Below are 23,676 nucleotides of genomic sequence, written 5' to 3'. Positions count from 1 at the left end.
AGCTCGAGTTTGCCCACCCATAGCGATTGAGCGGCCTCGCTGCCAATGCTTTAGTGCCTCATGGCTTTTACCCTCAGGCAGCTGCAATATTTCATCTCGGTTGCCGAGGAGGGAACCGTTTCGGGGGCGGCGCAGTCGCTGTCGATCAGCCAGTCGGCGGTGACCGATGCGATCAAGGAGCTGGAATCCGACCTCGGGGTGACGCTGTTCGAGCGGCATCGGCGTGGGCTCACCATCACCCACAAGGGCCATCAGTTCTATCGCCACGCCGCCCGCATCCTTGCCAGCGTGTCGGATGCGCGCCGCAGTTTCGGCGAGGCGGAAGCGCCTGTCGGAGGTAACCTGCAACTGGGCGTGACCTCGCTGGTCGCCGGCTATGTGCTGTCGGACCTGTTGGCGCGCTACCGGCGGGCCTATCCGGGCGTCAATGTCACGGCGATCGAGGACAATGGCGATTACCTCGAGCACCTGTTGATCGGTGGCGAGCTCGACGTGGCGGTGATGGTGATCTCCAATTTGAGGGACCGCGTGGCGCTGCAGGCCGAGATCTTCGAGACCTCGCCCTATCGGCTGTGGCTGCCGCTCGGGCACCGGCTGGCCGGCGCCGACATCATCTCGGTCTCCGATATCGTGCCGGAACCGCTGATCATGCTGACGGTGGACGAGACCGAGGAGAACACCGGCAAGCTCCTCGCCGCGTTCAGCGCCCGGCCCAATGTGGCGTTCCGCACCCGCTCGGTCGAAGCAGTGCGCAGCCTCGTCGCCACCGGGGCGGGCATCGCGCTGCTGCCCGACCTGGTCTACCGGCCGTGGTCGCTGGAAGGCGACCGGATCGAGAGCCGCGACATTTCCGGCGCGCTGCCGGTAGTGCAGGTCGGGATGGTCTGGCGCCGCGGCAGCCGGCTGACCCAGGCAGCACGGGACTTCATCGGCCTGGCGCAACAGCAACACGCACCAAGGGGCAGGGCGGCGCAGGAGCGGTGAGAGTGGTAGCCTGCGCAGCTTTGCCTCGGCGCTGGCAGCCCTATCCCTTCTCCCCTCAGGGGAGAAGGTGGCGCGTAGCGCCGGTTGAGGGGTGAGGCGGTGCAGCGAGCGCTCGTTGAGAAGCTGAACCCCTCACCAGTTCCGCTACGGACCTACGGTCCTAGCTGCACTACCCTCCTAGGGGCGCGAGAGCGCTCCCGAGGGCGAGGGGAACAGTGGCGGACCCCCTAGGACAACTCCAGCTATCGGAAAATCCGAAAGCTTCCCTCGGACGAATGCATTTGCGCATAGCAAACCGCTCGATAAGCTCCGAGGCAAGGGCGTGAGGCGCATTTGGGAGCGCCGCCCGAGCAGGGAGAAATCGATGAAATCCATCCTCAAGACGTGTACGGCCTTGACTATGGTTGCGACCTTCACCGGTCAGGTGGCTGCGCAGCAGATGCTGCAGTCGCTCGGCGCGGGCGAGGGCGAAGTCTCGATCGTCGCCTGGGCCGGTTACATCGAGCGCGGTGAGACCGACCCGAACTATGACTGGGTCACCAAGTTCGAAGCCGATACCGGCTGCAAGGTGACGGTGAAGACCGCCAATACCTCCGACGAAATGGTGGCGCTGATGAACGAGGGCGGCTTCGACCTCGTCACCGCCTCGGGCGACGCCTCGCTGCGGCTGATCGCCGGCAAGCGGGTGCAGCCGATCAATACGGCGCTGATCCCGTCGTGGTCGACGATCGACGAGCGGCTGCAGAACGCCGCCTGGCACACGGTCGACGGCACCCACTACGGCACGCCCTATGTCTGGGGCGCCAATGTGCTGATGTACAATACCGAGGTGTTCGGCGATAAGCCGCCGACCAGCTGGAACGTGGTGTTCGAGGAGCAGACGCTGCCCGACGGCAAGTCCAACAAGGGGCGCGTGCAGGCCTATGACGGCCCGATCTACGTGGCCGACGCGGCGCTCTATCTGATGAAGCACAAGCCGGAACTGGGCATCACCGATCCCTATGCGCTGAACGAGGACCAGTACAAGGCGGCGCTCGATCTGCTGCGCGTGCAGCGCACCCTGGTCGGCCGCTACTGGCACGATGCGTTCATCCAGATGGACGACTTCAAGAACGAAGGCGTCGTCGCCTCCTCGTCCTGGCCGTTCATGGTCAACGTGCTGAAGGCCGAGGGCGCCAAGGTCGCCTCGACCTTCCCCGAGGAAGGCATCACCGGCTGGGCCGACACCACGATGCTGCATGCGGACAGCCCGCACCCGAACTGCGCCTATATGTGGATGGAGCATTCGCTCTCGCCCAAGGTGCAGGGCGATGTATCGGCCTGGTTCGGCACGGTGCCGTCGGTGCCGGCAGCGTGCAAGGGCAATGAACTGCTGACCGACGAAGGCTGCGCCACCAACGGCTACGAGGAGTTCGACAAGATCCGCTTCTGGCGGACTCCCACCGCCAAGTGCGAGCAGGGCGAATGCGTGCCCTATTACCGCTGGGTCAGCGACTACGTCGGGGTCATCGGCGGCCGTTGAGAGCGGCCCGAGGACGGGGCGTTCGCGCCGCGTCCTCACCCACGACGGCCACTCCCGCGGCGGCGCGGTCCAGCGCAACCTCGCGTCCACAGCGAGTGGACTTCGCCGCCGCGGGGGTGACATCACCCAGGCGATTTGCCAACGGCAAATCGTCCGGACCCGGCGATTGCCAACGGCAATCGACCGGCCACAACCCGGGGATTTGCGCCAGCAAATCCTCCGGTACGATCCCGCGGACTGCGAACAGCAATTCCCCGGTTGACGCAAAGGCCCATCGACGCATGACCTCGGCCGTATCCCTCCAGACCGTTTCCCGCCATTTCGGTGCGGTGAAAGCTCTCGACCAGGTCGACCTCGAGGTCGGCGAGGGGGAGTTCTTCGCCATGCTCGGCCCCTCGGGCTCGGGCAAGACCACCTGCCTGCGGCTGATCGCCGGCTTCGAGCAGCCGACGCTGGGGCAGATCCGGATCTTCGGCGAGGCGGTGGAGGGCGTGCCGCCCTATCGGCGCAACGTCAACACGGTGTTCCAGGATTACGCGCTGTTCCCGCACATGAACGTGCGCGAAAACGTCGAATTCTCGCTGATGCTGAAGAAGGTCGACAAGCCGACGCGGGCTCGCGAGGCGGAAGCGGCGCTGGAGCTGGTGAAGCTCGGCGGCTATGGCGAGCGCCGGCCCGGCCAGCTCTCGGGCGGGCAGCGACAACGGGTGGCGCTGGCCCGCGCCATCGTCAACCGGCCGAGGGTGTTGCTGCTAGACGAGCCGCTCGGAGCGCTCGATCTCAAACTGCGCGAGCAGATGCAGGAAGAGCTGAAGGCGCTGCAGAAGACGCTCGGCATCACCTTCATCTTCGTCACCCACGACCAGGGCGAGGCCCTGTCGATGGCCGACCGGGTAGCGGTGTTCAATTTCGGCAAGCTGGTGCAGGTGGGAACGCCCGAGGCGATCTACCGCCAGCCCAACTCGCGCTTCGTCGCCGATTTCGTCGGCTCATCCAATGTGCTGGCGCCCGAGTTCGTCGAGACGGTCGCCGGCCAGCGGCGCTGGGCGTCGCTGCGGCCCGAGGCGGTCCACCTGGTGCGCGGCGAGGGCGGCCATTCGGCGCTCACCGGCACGGTGGTGTCGCGCGCCTATCTCGGCGCCAGCACCCGGCTCGGCATTTCGCTTGGCGAGACGCTGCTCCACGCGGTGGTGCCGTCGGGCGCGGACGTGCCGGGCGAGGGAGAACGCGTCACCATCGGCTTTGCGCGCGAGGCGCTGCACCTGATGGAGGCGGCCGAGTGAGCGCGATCGCCGCGACCAGTTCCGGCGCGATCCTGCCCAACCGGCGCGGCTGGCTCGGCGCGCTCAGCGACCGCTTCTGGCGGCAGCCGAAGCTGTTCGTGTTCCTGTTGCTGCTGCCGGCGCTGCTGTGGCTTGGCATCGTCTATATAGGCTCGCTGTTCGCGCTGCTGCTGCAGAGCTTTTTCTCGATCGACGAGTTCTCCGGGCTGATCAACCACGAGTTCACGCTCAAGACCTATGCGGAGCTGCTGAAGCCGCAGAACCTCGACGTGATCCTCCGCACGGTGACCATGGCGGCGGCGGTCACGCTGGCCTCGGCGCTGATCGCCTTTCCCATCGCCTACATGGCGGCGCGCTACGCGCGGGGGAAATGGAAGGCGCTGTTCTATCTGGGCATCATGCTGCCGCTATGGGCCAGCTACCTGGTCAAGGTCTATGCCTGGAAGCTGATCCTCGCCAAGGAGGGCATCCTCAACTGGGTGTTCGCGCAACTGCACCTCACTTGGCTGCTCGACGCCTGGCTTGGCCTGCCGGTGATCGGCGGCAACTCGCTCTCCATCAGCTATACCGGCACCTTCATCGTTTTTGTCTATGTGTGGATGCCCTACATGATCCTGCCGATCCAGGCAGCGATCGAGCGGGTGCCGACCAATCTGCTCGATGCGTCTTCCGATCTCGGGGCGACGCCGCTGCAGACGTTCTGGAAGGTGATCTTCCCCCTGGCGCTGCCGGGGATCGTCGCGGGCTCGATCTTCACCTTCTCGCTGACGCTGGGCGATTACATCATCCCGCAGATCATCGGCACCTCGGCCTTCTTCATCGGCCAGGCGGTCTATGCGCACCAGGGCACGGCGGGCAACATCCCGCTGGCGGCGGCCTTCACCGTGGTGCCGATCGTCATCATGGGGCTCTATCTGTGGATGGCCAAGCGCATGGGGGCGTTCGATGCGCTTTAGTGTGCTCCTGCGTGGCGGCTCCTTCGCCCCCTCTCCCTGGGGGGAGAGGGTGGGGGTGAGGGGGGCTTGCCCCAGGAACAAGGCTTGGGGCAAGGCCCCCTCACCCGGCGCTCCGCGCCGACCTCTCCCCCAAGGGAGAGGTGAAGAGGAAGGCCCCCATGCGCTCTGACCGCCAGCGGGCGGATAGCCCCCGCGCCCCCTGGGGCCTGAAGCTTGCCGCCGGCGCCGGGCTGTTCTTCATGCTCGCCCCCATCGCGCTGATTTTCCTCTACGCCTTCTCGTCGGAGGAGCGGACCTATCAATGGCCGCCTCCGGGGCTGACGCTCAAGTGGTTCGAGGTGACCTGGAACCGGCCCGACGTGTGGCAGGCGCTGACGCTGTCGGTGCAGGTGGCGGCGATCTCGACCGCCATCGCGCTGGTGCTGGGGACATTGTGCGCCGCGGCGGTGTCGGGCACCCGGTTCTTCGGGCGCGAGACGATCTCCCTGCTGGTGATCCTCCCCATTGCGCTGCCCGGCATCATCACCGGCATATCGCTGCGTTCGGCCTTCAGCCTGATGGAGATCCCGTTCTCGTTCTGGACGATCGTCCTGGGGCACGCGACCTTCTGCATCGTCGTCGTCTACAACAACGCGGTGGCGCGCTTCCGGCGGACCTCCGGTTCGATGATCGAGGCGGCGATGGACCTGGGCGCCGACAAATTCCAGACCTTCCGTCACGTGATCCTGCCCAATATCGGCACGGCGCTGCTGGCGGGCGGCATGCTGGCCTTTGCATTGAGCTTCGACGAGGTGATCGTCACCACCTTCACCGCCGGCCAGCAGCAGACGCTGCCGATCTGGATGCTCGAGGAACTGGTGCGGCCGCGGCAGCGCCCGGTGACCAATGTGGTCGCCATGGTGGTGGTGATCGTGACGCTGCTGCCGATCTTGCTGGCGTTCTACTTCAGCCGCGGCGGCGATCAGACGGTGGCGGGGATGGGGAAGTGAGCGTGACCTTGAACCGCCGGTGCGGGCTGACCCCCACCCCTGTCCCCTCCCCGCAAGGGAGAGGGAGGCCCTCGCACCGACATCTCAGTTTGCGTCTCCCTCCCCCTTGCGGGGAGGGATCAAGGGTGGGGGTCAGCCCGCTCAGTTCCATCGAATGGGAGAGAGACTAATGGACACTCAGATGCTGATCGGCTCGCGCTTCGAGGCAGGGACGGAGACCGACGAGCAGGTGCTCAATCCCCGGACCGGTGAGCTGATCCGGGCCATCCCCGAGGCGTCGCTCGGCCAGATCGATGCGGCGGTGCTGGCCGCCGAGAAGGCGTTCGCCGGTTGGTCGCGGACGACGCCGGCGCAGCGCTCGAACTACCTGCTGCGGATCGCCCAGGCGATCGAGGACGATGCCGACGGCTTTGCGGCGCTCGAGGCACTCAACTGCGGCAAGCCGATCAATGCGGTCAAGAACGACGAGATCCCGGCGATCGTCGATTGCTGGCGCTTCTTTGCCGGCGCGGTACGCAACATGCAGGGCGCCATCGCCGGAGAATATCTGCCCGGCCACACCTCGATGGTGCGGCGCGATCCCGTAGGCATCGTCGGCTCTATCGCGCCGTGGAACTACCCGCTGATGATGATGGCCTGGAAGCTGGCGCCGGCCATCGCCGGCGGCAACACCGTGGTGTTCAAGCCATCGGAACAGACGCCGCTGACGGCGTTGAAGCTCGCGAGGGTGTTTGCCGAGGTGCTGCCGGAAGGGGTGGTCAACGTCATCCTCGGGCGCGGCGACAGCGTCGGCAACGCGCTGATCAACCATCCCAGGATCAACATGATCTCGATCACCGGCGATGTGGCGACCGGCAAGAAGGTGCTGCAGGCGGCGGCCAAATCGGTGAAGCGCACCCATCTCGAGCTCGGCGGCAAGGCGCCGGTGATCGTCTATGACGACGCCGACCTCGAGGCGGTGGTGAGCGGGCTCAAGGCGTTCGGCTACTATAATGCCGGGCAGGACTGCACGGCGGCCTGCCGCATCTATGCCGGCCCCAGGATCCACGACAAGCTGGTGGCCGACCTGAGCTCGGCGGTGAACTCGATCAGGTACAACCAGGCCGACGACACGCTCAACGAGATCGGACCGCTGATCTCGAGGCGCCAGCGCGACCGGGTGGCGAGCTTCGTCGAGCGGGCCTCGGAGCTGCCGCATATCCGGATCACCGCGGGCGGCCACATGTCGGGCGACAAGGGCTTCTTCTACGAGCCGACGGTGATCGCCGGGGCGCTGCAACAGGACGAGATCGTCAGGCGCGAAGTGTTCGGTCCGGTGGTGTCGGTCACCCGCTTCTCCGACCCCGAGGATGCGATCGCCTGGGCCAATGACAGCGACTACGGCCTCGCCTCATCTGTATGGACCAGGGATGTGTCCAAGGCGATGCAGACGGCGGCGCGACTACAATATGGCTGCACCTGGATCAACACCCATTTCATGCTGGTCAACGAGATGCCGCATGGCGGGCTGAAGCAGTCGGGCTATGGCAAGGACATGTCGGTCTATGCGCTGGAGGACTATACGGCGGTCCGGCACGTGATGATCAATCACGGGTAGGGGAGTTGCAGCGGCCGTGCCACCGGTTCACTTCTCCCTCAGGGGAGAAGGTGGCGCGAAGCGCCGGATGAGGGGTGAAGCGGTGCCGCATGCTGGGCGAGGCAACATGGGGAGAGGCTGAACCCCTCACCCTAGCTCCGCTAACTCGCTGACGCTCGCAAGCTGCGCTTGCCCTCTCCCCTCAGGGGCGAGGGGACGCGGGTGCACCGTCCGGACTAAGCCGCCGCCACGCCGCTGGCGAGGTGCGAGCGGATGTCCAGCTCAGTGCTCTTCAGATGCGCGCGCATGGCGGCGACGGCGGCGCGCTGGTCGCCGGCGCGGATGGCGTCGAGGATGGCCTGGTGGGCTTCCAGGGTTTCGGCCCGGCCGGCGCCACGCAGGGTCTGGCCGCGCCGGCTCATCACGAAGCTCTCGCGCAGCGGCTTGGCCATGGCTTCGAAGATGAAGGCGATGACCCGGTTGCCGCTCGCCATGGCGATGGCTTCGTGGAACTGCAGGTCGCTTTCGTGGAAGCGCGCCTCGGCCTCGGGATTGGCGCCGTCGGCAGCCAGCGCCGCCGAGTCGCGCATGTCGCGCATGGCGGCGTCGATGGCCTGGACGCCGGCGCGGCTGACGCGCTGCGCGGCGAGGCCCGAGGAAAGCGATTCCATGGCCATGCGCAGTTCGATCAGGTCGAACAGCCCCTTGGGGTCGTTGCGGACGATGGACACCAGCAGCGCCGCGAACACCGAACTGTCCGGTTCGCGCACGATGGCGCGCCGCCCGCGGCCGATATGGAGCAGGCCGCGCCCAACGAGCATCTTGACCGCTTCGCGCACGGTCAGGCGGCTGACCTCGAAACGGGCAGCGATGTCGGCTTCGCTTGGAATGCTGGAGCCGGGGGCCAGTTCGCCGAGGATGATCTCGGTCAATTCGTTGGCTACCCGCTCGGCCGCCGTCGGTGGATACTCCTCCGGGCCTGCGGTCGCGTCGCTACGGGCCATTCCCCTCAAACCTATCTGATATGTTATGCGGCGCCGGTGCGAGTTTACTCGTCTGTCCGGTGCTCTCCTCGGCCGAAATTGTAATGCGAACATAGCAATTTGAGCAAGGATGAAAGCTCCGCCGACGGCTCGCGGTGAGCTGATCTGGGGACATCTTTACAGCGATATCTGATTACTCTAGGTTCCGCCGGCGCGTTGGAGGACGCGCGAAATGCCCCGGCTGCGGGGCGTTTTGGGAGGCATCGCCGTCGGCATCCGGCAGGCGACAGGGCCGGCGCAGTCAGACAGCTGCGATGGTCGCTCCCGCCACCTCTCCTCCCCGCGAACCGCACGTCCGGCTCGCGGTTTCAGCACAAAGGTTTACCCGGGAGGAAACCAGTGAAAGCCTTTAAGCTTCTTATGACCGCCGTCGCCGTCGGCGCCATTGCGCTCGCCGGCCAGGCGTTTGCCCAGGACAAGGGCGCTATCGGCATCGCCATGCCGACCAAGTCGTCGCTCCGCTGGATTTCGGACGGCGACTCGCTGAAGGCCGCCCTCGAGGGCAAGGGCTACAGCGTCGACCTGCAATACGCCGAGGACGACATCCCGAACCAGCTCGCCCAGATCGAGAACATGGTGACCAAGGGCGTGAAGGCCCTGGTGATCGCCTCGATCGACGGCACGACGCTCTCGGCGGTGCTGCAGCAGGCTGCCGACTCGGGCATCAAGGTCATCGCCTATGACCGCCTGATCCGCGACAGCGGCAATGTCGACTACTACACCACCTTCGACAACTTCCAGGTCGGCGTGCTGCAGGCCAACTCGCTGGTGAAGGGGCTGAAGGAACGCTTCCCCAACACCAAGCCGTGGAACGTCGAACTGTTCGGCGGCTCGCCCGACGACAACAACGCCTTCTTCTTCTACGACGGCGCGATGAGCGTCATCCAGCCGCTGATCGACGACGGCTCGGTCGTCATCAAGTCCGGCCAGACCGGCATGGACAAGGTCGGCACGCTCCGCTGGGACGGCGCCGTGGCGCAGGCCCGCATGGACAACATCCTCAGCGCCAACTACTCGGACGGCAGCCGCGTCGATGGCGTGCTGGCCCCCTATGACGGGCTGAGCCGCGGCATCATCTCGTCGCTGCGCGGCGTCGGCTACGGCTCGGCCGACCAGCCCTGGCCGATCATCACCGGCCAGGATGCGGAAGTCCCGTCGGTGAAGGCGATCATCGCCGGCGAGCAGTTCTCGACCGTCTACAAGGATACCCGCGAACTGGCCAAGACCACGGCCGATCTGGTCGACACCGTGCTCTCGGGCGGCACGCCCGAAGGGCTCGACACCAAGACCTACAATAACGGCGTCAAGGTCGTGCCCTCGATCCTGCTGACCCCGTACGAAGTCGATACGACCAACTACAAGGCGCTGGTCGTCGACTCCGGCTACATCAAGGAATCCGACCTGCAGTAAGGTCGAAGACTTCGGAAGGGCCCCGCTCGTTTGCGGGGCCCTTTCGGCATGCCAATCGCTCAAGTAAAATCCGGCTCCGTGGCGCCGCTGGGCGACCGGAACCAAGCAGAAGGCCGCTCATGACCGACACCATCGTGGAGATGCGTGACACGATCCTGCAGATGCGCGACATCACCAAGACCTTCCCCGGCGTGAAGGCGCTGCAGAACGTCAACCTGGACGTGCGCGCCGGCGAAATCCACGCCATCGTGGGGGAGAACGGTGCCGGCAAGTCGACGCTGATGAAGGTGCTGTCCGGGGTCTACCCGCACGGCTCCTACGAGGGGCAGATCATCTACAACGGCGAGGAATGCCACTTCCGCTCGATCCGCGACAGCGAGCACAAGGGCATCGTCATCATTCACCAGGAGCTGGCGCTGGTGCCGCTCTTGTCGATCGCCGAGAACATTTACCTCGGCAACGAGCGCGCCAGGGCCGGCATCGTCGACTGGGACGAGACGCGCGAGAGCGCTCGCGCCGTGCTGAAGAAGGTCGGGCTCAACGAGGATCCCGATACGCTGGTCACCAATATCGGCACCGGCAAGCAGCAACTGGTCGAGATCGCCAAGGCGCTGTCCAAGGAAGTGAAGCTCCTGATCCTCGACGAGCCCACTGCGAGCCTCTCCGAAAAGGACAGCGAGGCGCTGCTCAACCTGCTGCTCGGCTTCAAGGCGCAGGGCATTTCCTGCATCCTGATCTCCCATAAGCTCAACGAAGTCTCCAAGGTTTCGGACCGGATCACGGTGATCCGCGACGGTCACACCATCGAAACGCTCGACAAGGCCGATATCTCGGAGGATCGGATCATCACCTCGATGGTCGGCCGCCCGCTCGAGGATCGCTATCCGCCGCGTACGCCCAGGATCGGCGACGTGGTGTTCGAGGTGAAGAACTGGTCGGTCTACCACCCGCAGCACCGCGATCGGCAGGTGATCAAGGGGATCGACCTGAACGTGAGGAAGGGTGAAGTGGTGGGGATCGCCGGGCTGATGGGCTCGGGTCGCACCGAATTCGCCATGAGCCTGTTCGGCAAATCCTACGGGGTGAAAGTCACCGGCGAGGTGCGGCTGCATGGCAGCAAGGTCGATACCTCGACGGTGGAGAAGGCGGTGTCGCACGGCATTGCCTACGCCACCGAGGACAGAAAGACCTATGGGCTCAACCTGATCGACCACATCAAGCACAACACGACGCTGGCGAACCTCCTGGGCGTGTCGCGCTGGGGCGTCATCGATGACCTCAAGGAACTCGACGCCGCCAACGACTATCGCAAGAAGACCAATATCCGGTCTTCCAGCGTCTATCAGACGACGGGGAACCTCTCGGGCGGCAATCAGCAGAAGGTGGTGCTGTCCAAGTGGCTGTTCGCCAACCCCGAAGTGCTGATCCTCGACGAGCCGACCCGCGGCATCGACGTTGGCGCCAAGTATGAAATCTACAGCATCATCGCCCAGCTCGCCGCCCAGGGCAAAGCCATCCTGGTCATCTCCTCGGAGATGCCGGAACTGCTGGGCATCACCGACCGCCTCTATGTGATGAACGAGGGCCGGCTGGTCGGCGAGATGCCGACCGCCGAGGCGAGCCAGGAAAAGATCATGCGCGCCATCGTGCGCGCCGAAGGGAAGATCGCATCATGACGACCGAAACCGCTGCGAGCCCGGCAGAAGCCGCCGCGCCACCCTCCATCTGGGGCGCATTGCAGGCGAACCTGCGCGAGTACGGCCTGCTGCTCGTGCTGATCCTGATCATGCTGCTCTTCCAGTGGACGACCGGCGGGGTGCTGTTCAAGCCGCTGAACCTCACCAATATCGTGCTGCAGAACAGCTACATCATCGTGATGGCGCTGGGCATGCTGCTGGTGATCGTCGCCGGCCATATCGATCTCAGTGTCGGCTCGGTGTCGGGATTCATCGGCGCCCTCGCCGCCATGCTGATGATCGGCTGGAAATTCCCGCCGGAGCTCGCCTTCCTCGCCAACCCGATCGTCGCCGGGCTCATCTGCCTCGTGGTCGGGGCGGCAATCGGCGCGGCCCAGGGCTATCTCATCGCCTATTACCGGATTCCCAGCTTCATCGTGACGCTGGCCGGCATGCTGATCTTCAAGGGCCTGTCGCTTTCCCTGCTGGCCGGCCAGTCGGTCGGGCCGTTCCCTGCCGAGTTCCAGTTGCTGTCGGCCGGCTTCATTCCCGACTTCATCGGGGCGATCACCCTGGTGCCGGCCAGCCAGGGCGTGCAGCCGCTGGTGCTGCACGGGGCGACGCTCGCCATCGGCGTCGTCGCGGTGGTGGGCATGATCCTGCTGTCGGTCCGCAGCCGGGCGCGGCGCACGGCGCGCGGCTACGAGACCGAGCCGTTCGCCCTGTTCGCGGCAAAGAACATCGTGATCGCCGCGCTGGTGCTGTTCTTCACCTATATGCTCGCCTCCTACAAAGGCCTGCCTAACGTGCTGGTGGTGATGGGCATCCTGATCGCCGGTTTCGTATTCCTCACCAAGCGCCTGACCTTTGGCCGCCGCATCTATGCGATCGGCGGCAACCCCAAGGCGGCGGCGCTCTCGGGCATCAAGACCGAGCGGCTGACCTTCTATGTCTTCGCCATCATGGGCGCGCTCGCCGCCCTCGCCGGCATGATCTACGCCGCGCGCCTCAACTCGGCGACGCCCAAGGCGGGGCAGGGGCTCGAACTCGACGTTATCGCCGCGGTGTTCATCGGCGGCGCTTCGGCGCTGGGCGGCGTCGGCCAGGTCGCCGGCGCGGTGATCGGCGCCTTCATCATGGGGGTGCTCAATAACGGCATGTCGATCATGGGCATCAACATCGACCTGCAGCAGATGATCAAGGGCGTGGTGCTGCTCGCCGCGGTGTTCTTCGATCTCTACAACAAGAACAAGGCGTAGGCGGTCTCAATAAGGCACGCTTACCTCAGGTGGTGTGCGAGAGTGCTGGGACAGTTCAACAAACTCGGTGTCATCCCTGCGAAAGCAGGGACCCAACTCACAACCCGCGCAGGTGGATGGATCCGTGCTTTCGCAGGGATGACATCGGTGTTTGGGGGTGTTTGGTGCCTCACACGGGGCGCGGCGGGGCGCCCTTCGGGAGGGGAGGGCTCACCCCAGCTCCTCGGCCAGCCCGATGAGCAGCCCTTCAGGGCCGCGGATGTAGCAGAGCCGATAGACCCCCTGATAGTCGACGACCTCGCCCACCAGTTCGGCGCCATGTTTGTCGAGCCGGGCCAGCGTCTGGTCGAGATCGTCCACGGCGAACATGACGCGCAGGTAGCCCAGCGCGTTGACGGGCGCCCGGCGGTGATCGGCAATAACGGCCGGACGCAGGAAGCGGGACAGTTCCAGCCGGCTGTGCCCGTCGGGCGTTTTCATCATGGCGATCTCGACGTGCTGGTCGCCGAGACCGGTGACCCGGCCGGCCCACTCGCCTTCGATGGTCGCGCGGCCTTCGAGCTCGAGGCCGAGTTCGACGAAAAACTCGATCGCCCGGTCGAGGTCTTCGACGACGATGCCGACATTGTCCATTCGCTTGATTGCCATAGGCACGGTCTCCACAAAGAGCGGTCGAAGGTAGCGTGGTTCGGCCCGTGAGGGCAGCTCGCGGTCAACCACTGGCGCATCAACACACTCGGTGTCATCCCAGCGGGAGCTGGGACCGAGTTCCGCTGGCGCTGGCTGTGAGTTGGCTCCCAGCTTTCGCTAGGATGACATCGGCGGGTGGGAGCATCTAGTGTTCTCCCTGACCGCGCTGGCGATGCGCCAGGCCCCAATCACCCTCGGACACGCCAACATTTCCCGCGTCCCGCCCTAGCGAGCCGCGGCCAGTTATGGTTTGGTCCGCCGCGCATTGTAACGTTGCAAACAAGGATACTTCGTATGGCTCTCTCCATCGGGCAGCGGCTGGACCGGATCAGGGTGCGGCTGGATGAGCTCACCTGGTGGCGCGAGCGCGAGACGGTTCCGGTCGGAAGCTGGACGCTCAACGGCAAGCCGATCGAAGTCGGCGCGCCATGGCCGAACCGCGACGGCGTGCAGAACTTTGCCGTCGGTGTTTCGGTGCCGTCGAGCTGGCCGATTGCCGAAACCCGGTTGTTCCTCGACCTCGGCGGTGAGGCGCTGGCGACGCTGATCTATGCCGACGACAATGTCGGCTTCGGCAACGACCCCTATCACAAGGAATTCCCGGTTCGGGCGCACGACTTCCGCATCGAGGCGGAAGCGGTGGCGCGGCTGCCGTTCGGCGAGCCGGTGCGCAAGCCCCACCTGAACGAAGCCAGGCTCTACTGGCTCGATGGCGCGGTGGACGCGTTCCGCCTGCGGTTGCAGCAGGTGCATGAAGCAGCTTCGGAGTTGGGAGAGCACGAGGTGGTGCCGCACCTGGTCGCAGCGGCCGAGGAAGCGTTCTACGCGCTCGACTGGCCGTCGGCCACCGAGGACTATGTCGCGCGCTTCGCGCCGCAGCGCGGCCAGCAGAAGATCTGGCAGTTGCCGCCGCTCAAGAACAATCCGGCCGCGCTCACCGAGGAGCAGCGCCGGAGCGTCATCGCCGCCGACCGCAAGCTGATCGAGCGGTTGCGCGAATTGCAGCAGCGCTTCCCGCAACAGGGCGAGATTGCACTCACCGGGCATGCCCATATCGATCTCGCCTGGCTCTGGCCCTATGCCGAGACGCGGCGGAAGATGCGCCGCACCTTCTCGACGGCGGTGACGCTGATGGAGGGGAGCAACGAGTACCTGGCGCAGTCGGGCTTCCGCTTCAACCAGTCGACGGCGCACTATTATGCGCAGATCGAGGAAGACGACCCTGCCCTGTTCCAGAAGATCAAGGCCAAGGTGGCGGCCGGCGGCTGGGAGACGGTCGGCGGCATGTGGGTCGAGCCCGACACCAATATGCCCACCGGCGAAAGCCTGACGCGACAGATCCTCTACGGCCAGCGCTACTTCCAGCAGAAATTCGGAGTCCGGCACCGGGTATGCTGGCTGCCCGACTGCTTCGGCTTCTCGGGCGGGCTGCCGCAGCTGCTCAAACAAGGCGGTATCGACTCGTTCTTCACCATCAAGGTGAACTGGAACGACACCAATACCATCCCGGCCGACCTGTTCTGGTGGGAGGGGATCGATGGCTCGCGGGTGTTGACCCACACCTTCAACAACCCCTGGCATGGCTATAACGGGGCGGTGAACCCGCTCAGCATCCTCAAGACCTGGCGCAACTTCATGCAGAAGCCGCAGCACCCCACGTCGCTGCTGGCGGTGGGCTATGGCGACGGCGGCGGCGGGGTGACGCCGGAATATGTGACACGCGAAATGCAGCTGAGGGATTTCCCGGTGCTGCCCAAGGCGCGCTGGAGCCGGGTCGAGGATTTCTTCGCCGCGGCGCACGAAACCGGCAAGCGGACCGAGTTGCCGGTGTGGCAGGGCGATATCTATCTCGAGCTGCACCGGGCGACGCTCACCACGCAGAGCGCCACCAAGAAGGCGCACCGGCAGGCCGAGCGCGCGCTGATCACCGCCGAGACGCTGGCGGGTCTGGCGGCGCTGCTCGGCGGCGAGCAGCCGGAAAGCCTCGAGCACATCTGGCGCGTGGTGCTGAAGAACGAGTTCCACGACATCCTGCCCGGCTCCTCGATCGCCGAGGTTTACGAGGATGCCGAGCGGGAGCTGAACGATGCGGTGGGTCGGGCGCTGGCGCGCCAGCAGATGGCGATGTCGGCGATCGTCAACCGCATCCCCAATGGCGACGTGCATGACGCGGTGATCGTGGTGAACCCCTCGCTCAGCCGGCGCCCGGTGCGGGTGACGCTGTCGGACGGCACGCATTTTTCGAGCCCGGACGTGATGGCGCCGCTCGGCATCAAGGTGTTCACCCGCGCCACGCTGGAGCCGGTGCCCGGGCTGTCGGTGAGCGAGAGCCATCTCGAGAACGCGCATCTGCGCGCTACCATCGGGGCCGACGGCACCGTCACCAGCCTGATCCACAAGGCCACGGGCCGCGAAGCGCTGGCCGGCCGCGGCAACCAGCTCTGGGTTTATCCGGCCGACAAGCCGCGCGACTGGGACGCCTGGGACATCGAGGAAGACTACGCGAAGAAGGGCATCGAGCTCAGCCGTCCAGAGAGCATCCGAGTGGTCGAGGACAGCCCGGTGCGCGCCGCGATCCGCATCGTCAGGCGCTTCCGCGCCTCGACGGTGACGCAGACCTACAGCCTCGACGCCAACGGCGTGCGGCTCGATATCGCGACCGAGATCGACTGGCACGATCGGCACTGCCTCTTGCGGACGCAGACGCCGGTGGCGGTGCGCGCCACGCATGCAACCTTCGAACATGCCAACGGGGTGGTGCAGCGCACGACGCACAACAATACCAGCTGGGACCAGGCGCAGTTCGAGGTGCCGGGGCACCGCTTCCTCGATATGAGCGAGCCGGGCTTCGGCGTGGCGCTGCTGAACGATGCCAAATACGGGCACAGCGCCAAGGGCAATGTGCTCGGTCTCAGTCTGGTGCGCTCGCCGCTCTACCCCGACCCGCTGGCCGACGAGGGTGGGCAGCGCTTCACCTACGCGCTCTATCCGCATGCCGGCGAGTGGCACGAGGGTCGGGTGCGCGAGGAAGCCGAAGACCTGAACCAGCCGATGCTGGCCGCCGTCGCCAGCGGCGTCGCGGCGGCGAACTATACCCCGATCGGGGTCGAGGGCATTCCGGCAGCGCTGTCGGGGCTGAAGCCGGCCGAGGACGGCAACGGGCTGGTGCTCAGGGTGTACGAGCCGTCGGGCCGGCGGGGCGACTTTGCCGTCGCGGTGCCGGATGGGTGGAGGCTCGGGGAGAGCCTCAGCATTCTCGAGGAACCGATGGAGCGCGGCGAGGGCGCCGAGTTGCGCCCGTTCGAGGTGAGGAGCTGGCGGATTTCGCGGGGGTAGGGCGCCGACTGATAGAGACGGCCCCCTCCCGGCCTCCCCCATAAAGGGGGAGGTGAAGAGTCGAGGTTTTGGCTTCGATCGTGCCAAGCACTCGATGCGGCACCTCCCCCTTTATGGGGGAGGATGGGAGGGGGCCGTCTGCCTGCTGTCAGCCCCCCTCAGCCCTTCTCCACCGGCGCATCGGCCCGGCCGCCCCATTCGGTCCATGACCCATCATAGACCGCCACATCCTTCGCCCCGGCAATGGCCAGCGCCAGCGCCACGGTGGATGCCGTCACGCCCGAGCCGCAGCTGGTGACAATGGGCTTGCTCACATCCACGCCGGCCTTCGCGAACAGCGCCTGCAGCTCCGCCGCCGATTTCAGCTGCCCATTCGCCGTGACCTCGCTGGCCGGCACACTCAGGCTGCCCGGGATGTGCCCCGAGGCCAGCCCTGGGCGCGGTTCCGGCACTTCGCCGCGGAAGCGGTCGCCGGGGCGGGCGTCGACGATGATCCTGGCTTTCGAGCGGGTGAGCCCGAGCACGGCATCGAAATCCTGCACCAGGGCGGGCTGGTAATGCGGCACGAAGGTGCGCGGTGCCGGCTGCTCCTCGCCCGACGACGTCGGCCGGCCCTCCGCCCGCCATTTCGGGCCGCCGCCGTCGAGCACGCGCACGTCCCTCGCGCCCATGGCGCGAAACGTCCACCAGACGCGCGGGGCGGCGAACACGCCGGCCTCGTCATAGACCACGATGGTGTCGGTATCGGCGATGCCGAGCTTGCCCACCGCGTCGGCAAACGCCGCGGGCGTCGGCAGCATGTGGGGCAGGGTGGTGGTCTTGTCGGCGATATCGTCGATGCCGAAGAACACCGCGCCCGGCAGGTGGCTCTTCAGATACTCGGCGCGCCCGCTGCGGTTGACCGCAGGCATGTACCAGCTGGCATCGACGAGGACGACATCGGGATCGTCGATATGCTCGGCGAGCCAGTCGGTGGTGACGAGAGGGTTGGTCATGGGTGCTCCGCGATTTGCCGGGCACACTAGTGCAGGATGGCGCGGAGGTGAATCGACTTGCGGGTCAAAGTGTTGCGGGTTGGAGGGGCAGGGGGAAAGGATTTTGCTGCCAAGTACAGGAGAGTGCAGTCGGGGACTCCCTCTCCCGCTTGCGGGGGAGGGGAAACCACGCGAAAGCGTGGTGGGAGGGGGGAGCCCCACGCACTGACGGTAGGCGGAGGGGCACGGCCAGAGTTTGTGGCACCCCCCTCCCACCAGCCTGTCGGCTGGTCCCCCCTCCCCCGCAAGCGGGAGAGGGACGCCGACTGCCAGCGGTAGTGCTAGCTCCCCAGGCGATTACCGCTCCAGCACCAGCACGTCGCTGGAGGCGATGCCGATGCGTACCGGTGCGCCGTGCGCGGGGGGCGGGGTGCGCTGGTCGTTGAAGGTGTCGAGGTTCACGGCATTGTCGCCGAGGTCGACCTTCAGCCGGATCACCGAGCCGAGGAAGCTGACTTCGGCCACCTTGCCGTCGAGGACGATGTCGCGCGCCGCATCGTTGGCGAGCGACACGGCTTCGGGGCGCATGGTGAGCGCCACCGCCTCGCCGCTGCGCGCCGTGGCGGGGAGCGCCGGGATGGTGACGGTGGTGCCGCCCAGAGTCACCGTCTTTGCGGACGCATCGGCAACGGTGGCGTTGAGGGTGTTGAGCGTCCCCACGAAGGTCGCGACGAACCGGGTCTGCGGCCGGTTGTAAATCTCGAACGGCCGGCCGAACTGCTCGACATTGCCGGTGTTGAGCACCACGATGCGGTCGGAGATGGAGAGCGCCTCTTCCTGATCGTGGGTGACGAACACCGTGGTGATCCCCAGTTCGCGCTGGATCTGGCGGATCTGCTCGCGCAGCGAGACGCGGATCTTGGCATCGAGCGCCGAAAGCGGCTCGTCGAGCAGCAGCATGCGCGGGCTGGGCGCCAGCGCGCGGGCGAGCGCCACACGCTGCTGCTGGCCACCCGACAGTTCGAACGGGTAGCGCTTGCCGTAGCCGGAAAGCCCGATCAGCTTCAGCATCTCCTCGACCCGGGCTTCGCGCTGCGGCTTGGGCATGCCCGCGATCTTCAGGCCGAAGCCGATATTGTCGGCGACGTTCATGTTGGGGAACAGCGCATAGGCCTGGAACACCATGCCGATCTTGCGCTGGTTCGGCGCGAGGCCGGAAATGTCCTTGCCCTCGACCAGAATGCGCCCGGAGTCCGGGCGCTCGAAACCGGCGATCATTCGGAGGATAGTGGTCTTGCCGCAGCCCGAGGGGCCGAGCAGGCTGACGAACTCGCCCTTGTCGAACGCCAGATCGACGCCCTTCACCACCTGGTTGCCGCTAAAAGTCTTGACCAGCTCTTCGATGCGCAGGAATTCGGTTGCCATGGTCTAGTCCCTACGAGCGGTTTTGGGGGCGAAGCGCGCCAGCAGCTGGATCATGCCCATGGCGCCCCAGGTGATGACGAACGAAATGACGGCCAGGGCGGCGGGCTCGAACGCCCGGTTGGCGCCGACATTCTGCATGTAGACGCCGAACACCTGACGGTTGAGCAGGCTCGCGATGGTGAACTCGCCGATGACGATGGCGAGCGTCAGGAAGGCGCCCGACAGCACCGCGACGATGATGTTGGGAAAGATCACCTTGGCGATGATCGTCGCCTGGTTGGCGCCGAGAATATTGGCGGCCTCGGTGAGGGTCTGCACGTCGATGGTGCGCAGCCCCGTATCCACCGCCCGGTACATGTAGGGCAGGGCCAGCGCCACGTAGGCGAGGGTCAGCAGGATATCGGTGCCAAGGTTGGTGCCGAGCAGCGGCAGCGGCGACGAGGTGTTGTACATCCCGATATAGCCGAACACCAAAATGATCGCCGGGATGATCAGCGGCAGCAGGGTCACGAACTCGATGATCGGCCTCAAATGCGGGGCGCGCAGCCGCACGTAATAGGCGGCCGGCACGACGATGAGCAGCCCTACGACGATGGCGCAGACGCCCACGATCAGCGAATAGCTGAACGAGGCCTGGAAGCGCCCGTCGGAGAACACCGAGGTGTAGGCGTCCAGGGTGTAGCCCTCGCGGCGAATGCGCAGCGAGAACTCGAAGGTGGCGAGCAGCGGCACGAGGAAGTAGGCGGCGCCGAGCCCGAAGATGATCCAGCTCCACAGCTTGCCCGATTTCATTTGAGCCACCTCTCGGCGCGGGTGCGGATCACCAGGTAGATGACGTTGGCGAAGGCGGTGATGACGATCATGCCGAGCGCCAGCGCGGCGCCGAGGCCCGGGTTGTGCAGCACGTCGCCGCGGATCTGCGCATAGAGCAGGATCGGCACGATGTTGAGCGATGAGCCGGTGAGCGCATAAGCGGTGGCGATCGCTCCAAACGCGTTGGCGAACAGCAGCGACAGCGTGCCGAGCAGGTTCGGCCACAGTACCGGCAGCCCGATATAGCGCCAGAACTGGCCATTGGTGGCGCCCAGGGTCGCCGCGGCCTCGCCCCACTCCTTCTTCAACCCGTCGATCGCCGGCGCGATGATCAGGATCATCAGCGGGATCTGGAAGTAGAGGTAGGTGATGGTGAGGCCCCAGAAACTGAGGAGGTTGAAGCCTGATTTGTAGAGATCGAAGCCGACGAACTTCAGCAGCACCGTGACAAGCCCAAGCCGGCCAAGCGTGGCGAGGAAGGCGAAGGCCAGCGGGATGCCGGCAAAGTTCGAGGCGACGCCGGAAAACGTCATCACCGTCGAACGGATCGCATCGGGCAGGCGGCCGCGGATGATGGCCAGCGCGATGATGAGCCCGATGCCGGCGCCGAGGATGGCGGAGGCGGCGGAAACCCGGATCGAGATCCAGAAGGAGGCGACGATCTGCGGTGTGCCCAGATCCATGATGTTCTGGAGCGTGAAGTTGCCATCGCCATCCTGGAAGGCACCGACGACGAGGCCGAGCGTCGGGATCAGCAGGAACAGCAGGGCGAACAGGATGAAGGGCGCGATGGCGAGGATATCGCCCAGCCGGAGCCGGCGGACGAACCGGAACGGGTTGCCGCCGACGCGCACGGCCGGCCCGGTGGAAACCGGGCCGGCCGCGGGGTCAGCTACAGAGCTGACATGAGCCATGTTACTGGACGTTGGCGCCGACGACGGCGTCCCACTGGCCGGTGATCACTTCCTTGGCGGCAGCCTGCTCGTCGAGGGTCGGGAACACCGCCTTGGCGTAGGCTTCAGCCGGCGGCAGCTTGTCGAGCAGCTCCTGCGGCACCTTGCCGTTGGCGGCGAGGTCGTTGAAGCGGATCGGGTGGCAATAGCCGGCGAGCCAGCCGAGCTGGCCTTCGTCCGAGTAGAGATATTCCATCCACAGCTTGGCGGCATTCGGGTGCGGCGCGAACGCCGAGATCGCCTGGATGTAGACGCCGGCGACGACGCTGTCGGACGGCACCACCACTTCGGCCTTGGGGTTGCCGGCGAAGCCATCGCGCCAGGCCAGCGCATTGTAGTCCCAGGCGACGACGATCGGCGTGGTGCCCTGGGCGGTGGAGGCGGCCTTGCCGATCACCGGCACGAAGTTGCCGGATTTGTTGAGCTCGGCGAAGTAGGCGAGGCCGGCTTCGGCCGCGGCCTTGGCGTCGGTGGCGCCGGTCGACAGGCCGGCGCCGTAGACGCCCTGGATGGCCTGGTTGGCGGCGCGCGGATCACCGGCCAGCGCCACGGCATTGGCGTAGTCGGCGGCCTTGAGGTCGGCCCACGAGGTCGGCACCTTACTGACGAGGTCGGTGTTCACGAGGAACGACAGCACGCCGTAATAGTCGCCGTACCAGTAGCCCTCGGCGTCCTTGGCCGTGTCGGGAATGCTGTCCCAGGTCGAGACCTTGTAGGGCTGGATCAGGCCTTCGGCCTTGGCCGACGGGCCGAAGCTCAGGCCGACGTCGATCACGTCGGGGGCCTGCGGGCCGGTATTGCCCTTGTTGGCCTTGATGGCTTCGATTTCATCGGCCGAGCCGGCATCGGGGTTGAGCTCGTTGATGGTGATGCCCGGATACTTGGCCTTGAAGCCTTCGATCACGGCGCCATAGCCGCACCAGTCGTGCGGCAGGGCGATGGTGGTGAGCTGGCCCTCGGCCTTGGCGGCTTCGTAGAGCGCGGCGAGGTCGGTCTGCGCCGAGACGGTGAAGGTCGAAGCGGCGAGGGCCGCGACCGAAACCGAAGCGACGAGCGCATTCTTGAAGATCATTCTCAAGTCTCCCTGGAATTTTGGCTTCTTGTCCTGACTCGGGAGGAGCCCCTAAAGCCGCGCTTCACCTATTTTGGCCGTATGACAGCCACGTGACACCGCGAGGCGACCAGTGGAATGCGGGACGCTCCATGGCCCCGGCAAAGTCAGGCGGCGCAGGCGATACAGCGTTCGGACCCCCTCCGAAGCCAATTGTGACAATTGTGACAGTGCCCGTTTTGCTTGGACGAGTCGAGATGGGCGGCAGCAGCGGCAGTTTAGAGCCGTTCCAAGCTGGGTCGATATTTCTTGAACCTGAGTATCCACTTTGATAGGCCGCGCGCAGCAACGGGCCTGAGGGGCCCGCCCCCAGGAGATTTCCCGCAATGAAGATCAGCACGCTGGCCCTCTCGATCGGCATGGCGGCGATGAGCGCCGGCCTTGCCAATGCCGCCGAACCCACGGCCGACGCCATCCTCAAGACCTATGCCGATATTGCGCTTGCCGGCTACGAGGATGCGCTCACCACCGCCAAGGCGCTCGACGCCGCTACCGACGCGCTGATCGCCAACCCGAGCGAGGCAACGCTGAACGCGGCGCGCGACGCCTGGCGGGCTTCGCGTCCGTCGTATCAACAGACCGAGGCCTACCGCTTCGGCAATGCCATCGTCGACGAGTGGGAGGGCAGGGTGAATGCCTGGCCGCTGGACGAGGGCCTGATCGACTATGTCGATGCCTCCTACGGCACCGAGAGCGACGAGAACGGGCTCTACACCGCCAATGTGATCGCCAACACCAGGCTGAATATCGCCGGCAAGGACGTCGACGCGTCGGAGATCACGCCGGCCTTTCTACAGGATACGTTGCAGGAAGCCGGTGGGATCGAAGCCAATGTCGCGACCGGCTATCACGCCATCGAGTTCCTGCTCTGGGGGCAGGACCTGCACGGCACCGGACCCGGCGCCGGCGAGCGGCCGTTCACCGATTACTCGACCGAGGCCAACGCCAAGCGGCGCGCCCAGTATCTGGACGCGGCGACGGACCTCTTGGTCACCGACCTTGAGGAGATGGTGGGCAATTGGCAGGAGGGCGGTGCGGCACGCCTCGCCCTGGCCGATAGCGGGCTCGGCACCATTCTTACCGGCATGGGGTCGCTGTCGTTCGGCGAAGTGGCCGGCCAGCGCATGAAGCTGGGGCTGCTGCTGCACGATCCGGAAGAGGAGCATGACTGCTTTTCCGACAACACCTACATCTCGCACCTTTATGACGCGATCGGCGTGCAGAACGTCTATCTGGGCAAGTATACCCGGATCGACGGCAGTGTCGTGTCCGGCGCCTCGATTTCCGAACTGATCGCCGCCAAGGACGCCGCGCTCGACACCGAGATCAAGGGACTCCTGGCGGACACCGTCGCCAAGATGGAAATCATGAAGACCCGGGGCGATACGGTCGAGAAATACGACCAGATGATCGGCGAGGGGAACACCGAAGGGAACGCCGTCGTGCAGGCGGCGATCGATGGCCTGATCGCCCAGACCCGTGGTATCGAGCGCGCCGTGGCGCTGCTCAACCTGGGCGACACGGTGACCATCGAGCAGTCGGACAGCCTGACCAACCCGGATGCCGTGTTCCAGTAAGGGCACGTTTTCCAGAGCTTTATCAGCATCGCGGGTTGCCAGAATCCGCGCTGCTGCGTTTCATCCCGACCCATGGCCGGGAAGCCTAGAGTGCGAGAC

Annotated in this window: 18 protein-coding genes; 11 read left to right on the top strand and 7 right to left on the bottom strand. The window is 65.8% G+C overall.

The window, feature by feature from the left end:
• The first annotated feature begins 60 nt into the window (after positions 1–60).
• From APS40_RS02215 to APS40_RS02190, 6 genes are all read left to right on the top strand, one after another.
• The gene (locus tag APS40_RS02215) at positions 61–984 is read left to right on the top strand and encodes a LysR substrate-binding domain-containing protein (protein WP_055045499.1); all 924 of its coding nucleotides are present in this window, start codon (positions 61–63) and stop codon (positions 982–984) included.
• 364 nt (positions 985–1,348) lie between these two features.
• Positions 1,349–2,506: an ABC transporter substrate-binding protein gene (locus APS40_RS02210; RefSeq protein WP_055045498.1), complete on the top strand. Its 1,158-nt coding sequence runs from the start codon at positions 1,349–1,351 to the stop codon at positions 2,504–2,506.
• Between the two features lie 281 nt (positions 2,507–2,787).
• A complete protein-coding gene (locus tag APS40_RS02205; protein WP_055045497.1) occupies positions 2,788–3,789 on the top strand; it encodes an ABC transporter ATP-binding protein in 1,002 nt (333 codons plus the stop codon).
• Between the two features lie 5 nt (positions 3,790–3,794).
• Positions 3,795–4,745 (top strand): ABC transporter permease, encoded by a 951-nt coding sequence (locus APS40_RS02200; protein WP_197279500.1) that lies wholly within the window; start codon positions 3,795–3,797, stop codon positions 4,743–4,745.
• A gap of 158 nt (positions 4,746–4,903) precedes the next feature.
• On the top strand, positions 4,904–5,734 hold the full coding sequence (locus APS40_RS02195; RefSeq protein WP_055045495.1) for an ABC transporter permease: 831 nt from the start codon (positions 4,904–4,906) through the stop codon (positions 5,732–5,734).
• A 169-nt stretch (positions 5,735–5,903) separates the two neighbouring features.
• Positions 5,904–7,331, top strand: a complete 1,428-nt coding sequence (locus tag APS40_RS02190; protein WP_055045494.1) for a gamma-aminobutyraldehyde dehydrogenase — start codon at positions 5,904–5,906, stop codon at positions 7,329–7,331.
• A gap of 215 nt (positions 7,332–7,546) precedes the next feature.
• Here APS40_RS02190 and APS40_RS02185 read toward each other — a convergent pair whose 3' ends face one another.
• Entirely contained in the window at positions 7,547–8,314 is a 768-nt protein-coding gene (locus APS40_RS02185) for a FadR/GntR family transcriptional regulator (protein WP_055045493.1), read from the bottom strand.
• Between the two features lie 378 nt (positions 8,315–8,692).
• Here APS40_RS02185 and chvE point away from each other — a divergent pair, with 378 nt between their 5' ends.
• From chvE to mmsB, 3 genes are all read left to right on the top strand, one after another.
• On the top strand, positions 8,693–9,763 hold the full coding sequence (chvE, locus tag APS40_RS02180) for a multiple monosaccharide ABC transporter substrate-binding protein (RefSeq protein ID WP_055045492.1): 1,071 nt from the start codon (positions 8,693–8,695) through the stop codon (positions 9,761–9,763).
• A gap of 140 nt (positions 9,764–9,903) precedes the next feature.
• The gene (gene mmsA / locus APS40_RS02175) at positions 9,904–11,439 is read left to right on the top strand and encodes a multiple monosaccharide ABC transporter ATP-binding protein (protein ID WP_055049522.1); all 1,536 of its coding nucleotides are present in this window, start codon (positions 9,904–9,906) and stop codon (positions 11,437–11,439) included.
• Positions 11,436–12,698: a multiple monosaccharide ABC transporter permease gene (gene mmsB, locus APS40_RS02170; protein ID WP_055045491.1), complete on the top strand. Its 1,263-nt coding sequence runs from the start codon at positions 11,436–11,438 to the stop codon at positions 12,696–12,698. Before mmsA ends, mmsB begins: the two co-directional genes overlap by 4 nt.
• 210 nt (positions 12,699–12,908) lie before the next feature.
• On the opposite strand, the gene APS40_RS02165 is transcribed toward mmsB, so the two are convergent.
• Positions 12,909–13,346, bottom strand: coding sequence for a VOC family protein (locus APS40_RS02165; RefSeq protein ID WP_055045490.1), 438 nt, complete (start codon positions 13,344–13,346; stop codon positions 12,909–12,911).
• A gap of 336 nt (positions 13,347–13,682) precedes the next feature.
• On the opposite strand from APS40_RS02165, the gene APS40_RS02160 reads away from it, so the two are divergent.
• A complete protein-coding gene (locus APS40_RS02160; protein ID WP_055045489.1) occupies positions 13,683–16,724 on the top strand; it encodes an alpha-mannosidase in 3,042 nt (1,013 codons plus the stop codon).
• Between the two features lie 158 nt (positions 16,725–16,882).
• Here the strand turns inward: APS40_RS02160 and sseA are convergent, their stop codons facing one another.
• From sseA to APS40_RS02135, 5 genes are all read right to left on the bottom strand, one after another.
• Complete coding sequence (sseA, locus tag APS40_RS02155; RefSeq protein WP_055045488.1) at positions 16,883–17,719, bottom strand: 3-mercaptopyruvate sulfurtransferase; 837 nt, start codon at positions 17,717–17,719, stop codon at positions 16,883–16,885.
• A gap of 336 nt (positions 17,720–18,055) precedes the next feature.
• Positions 18,056–19,123: an ABC transporter ATP-binding protein gene (locus APS40_RS02150; protein WP_055045487.1), complete on the bottom strand. Its 1,068-nt coding sequence runs from the start codon at positions 19,121–19,123 to the stop codon at positions 18,056–18,058.
• 3 nt (positions 19,124–19,126) lie between these two features.
• Positions 19,127–19,915, bottom strand: a complete 789-nt coding sequence (locus APS40_RS02145) for an ABC transporter permease (RefSeq protein WP_055045486.1) — start codon at positions 19,913–19,915, stop codon at positions 19,127–19,129.
• Complete coding sequence (locus APS40_RS02140; RefSeq protein ID WP_082434136.1) at positions 19,912–20,850, bottom strand: ABC transporter permease; 939 nt, start codon at positions 20,848–20,850, stop codon at positions 19,912–19,914. Before APS40_RS02140 ends, APS40_RS02145 begins: the two co-directional genes overlap by 4 nt.
• Position 20,851: 1 nt before the next feature.
• Positions 20,852–21,961 carry an ABC transporter substrate-binding protein gene (locus APS40_RS02135; RefSeq protein ID WP_055045485.1) on the bottom strand — a complete coding sequence of 370 codons (1,110 nt, stop codon included), beginning with the start codon at positions 21,959–21,961 and terminating at the stop codon, positions 20,852–20,854.
• A gap of 365 nt (positions 21,962–22,326) precedes the next feature.
• On the opposite strand from APS40_RS02135, the gene APS40_RS02130 reads away from it, so the two are divergent.
• Positions 22,327–23,577 carry an imelysin family protein gene (locus APS40_RS02130; protein WP_055045484.1) on the top strand — a complete coding sequence of 417 codons (1,251 nt, stop codon included), beginning with the start codon at positions 22,327–22,329 and terminating at the stop codon, positions 23,575–23,577.
• Positions 23,578–23,676 lie beyond the last annotated feature (99 nt).

It is taken from the genome of Devosia sp. A16, from assembly GCF_001402915.1.
Lineage (GTDB): Bacteria > Pseudomonadota > Alphaproteobacteria > Rhizobiales > Devosiaceae > Devosia_A.
The sequence above is the reverse complement of the archived record's forward strand: the minus strand, read 5'-3'. Positions and strand labels throughout refer to the sequence as shown.

Bases quoted from the DNA above. Each gene is read 5' to 3' on its own strand.
- sseA (WP_055045488.1), bottom strand. From the start codon at position 17,719: ATGACCAACCCTCTCGTCACCACCGACTGGCTCGCCGAGCATATCGAC.
- APS40_RS02195 (WP_055045495.1), top strand. From the start codon at position 4,904: ATGCGCTCTGACCGCCAGCGGGCGGATAGCCCCCGCGCCCCCTGGGGC.
- APS40_RS02135 (WP_055045485.1), bottom strand. From the start codon at position 21,961: ATGATCTTCAAGAATGCGCTCGTCGCTTCGGTTTCGGTCGCGGCCCTC.
- mmsA (WP_055049522.1), top strand. From the start codon at position 9,904: ATGCGTGACACGATCCTGCAGATGCGCGACATCACCAAGACCTTCCCC.
- APS40_RS02185 (WP_055045493.1), bottom strand. From the start codon at position 8,314: ATGGCCCGTAGCGACGCGACCGCAGGCCCGGAGGAGTATCCACCGACG.
- APS40_RS02205 (WP_055045497.1), top strand. From the start codon at position 2,788: ATGACCTCGGCCGTATCCCTCCAGACCGTTTCCCGCCATTTCGGTGCG.
- APS40_RS02145 (WP_055045486.1), bottom strand. From the start codon at position 19,915: ATGAAATCGGGCAAGCTGTGGAGCTGGATCATCTTCGGGCTCGGCGCC.
- APS40_RS02165 (WP_055045490.1), bottom strand. From the start codon at position 13,346: ATGGCAATCAAGCGAATGGACAATGTCGGCATCGTCGTCGAAGACCTC.
- APS40_RS02190 (WP_055045494.1), top strand. From the start codon at position 5,904: ATGGACACTCAGATGCTGATCGGCTCGCGCTTCGAGGCAGGGACGGAG.
- APS40_RS02160 (WP_055045489.1), top strand. From the start codon at position 13,683: ATGGCTCTCTCCATCGGGCAGCGGCTGGACCGGATCAGGGTGCGGCTG.
- APS40_RS02210 (WP_055045498.1), top strand. From the start codon at position 1,349: ATGAAATCCATCCTCAAGACGTGTACGGCCTTGACTATGGTTGCGACC.
- APS40_RS02215 (WP_055045499.1), top strand. From the start codon at position 61: ATGGCTTTTACCCTCAGGCAGCTGCAATATTTCATCTCGGTTGCCGAG.
- APS40_RS02140 (WP_082434136.1), bottom strand. From the start codon at position 20,850: ATGGCTCATGTCAGCTCTGTAGCTGACCCCGCGGCCGGCCCGGTTTCC.
- APS40_RS02130 (WP_055045484.1), top strand. From the start codon at position 22,327: ATGAAGATCAGCACGCTGGCCCTCTCGATCGGCATGGCGGCGATGAGC.
- mmsB (WP_055045491.1), top strand. From the start codon at position 11,436: ATGACGACCGAAACCGCTGCGAGCCCGGCAGAAGCCGCCGCGCCACCC.
- APS40_RS02150 (WP_055045487.1), bottom strand. From the start codon at position 19,123: ATGGCAACCGAATTCCTGCGCATCGAAGAGCTGGTCAAGACTTTTAGC.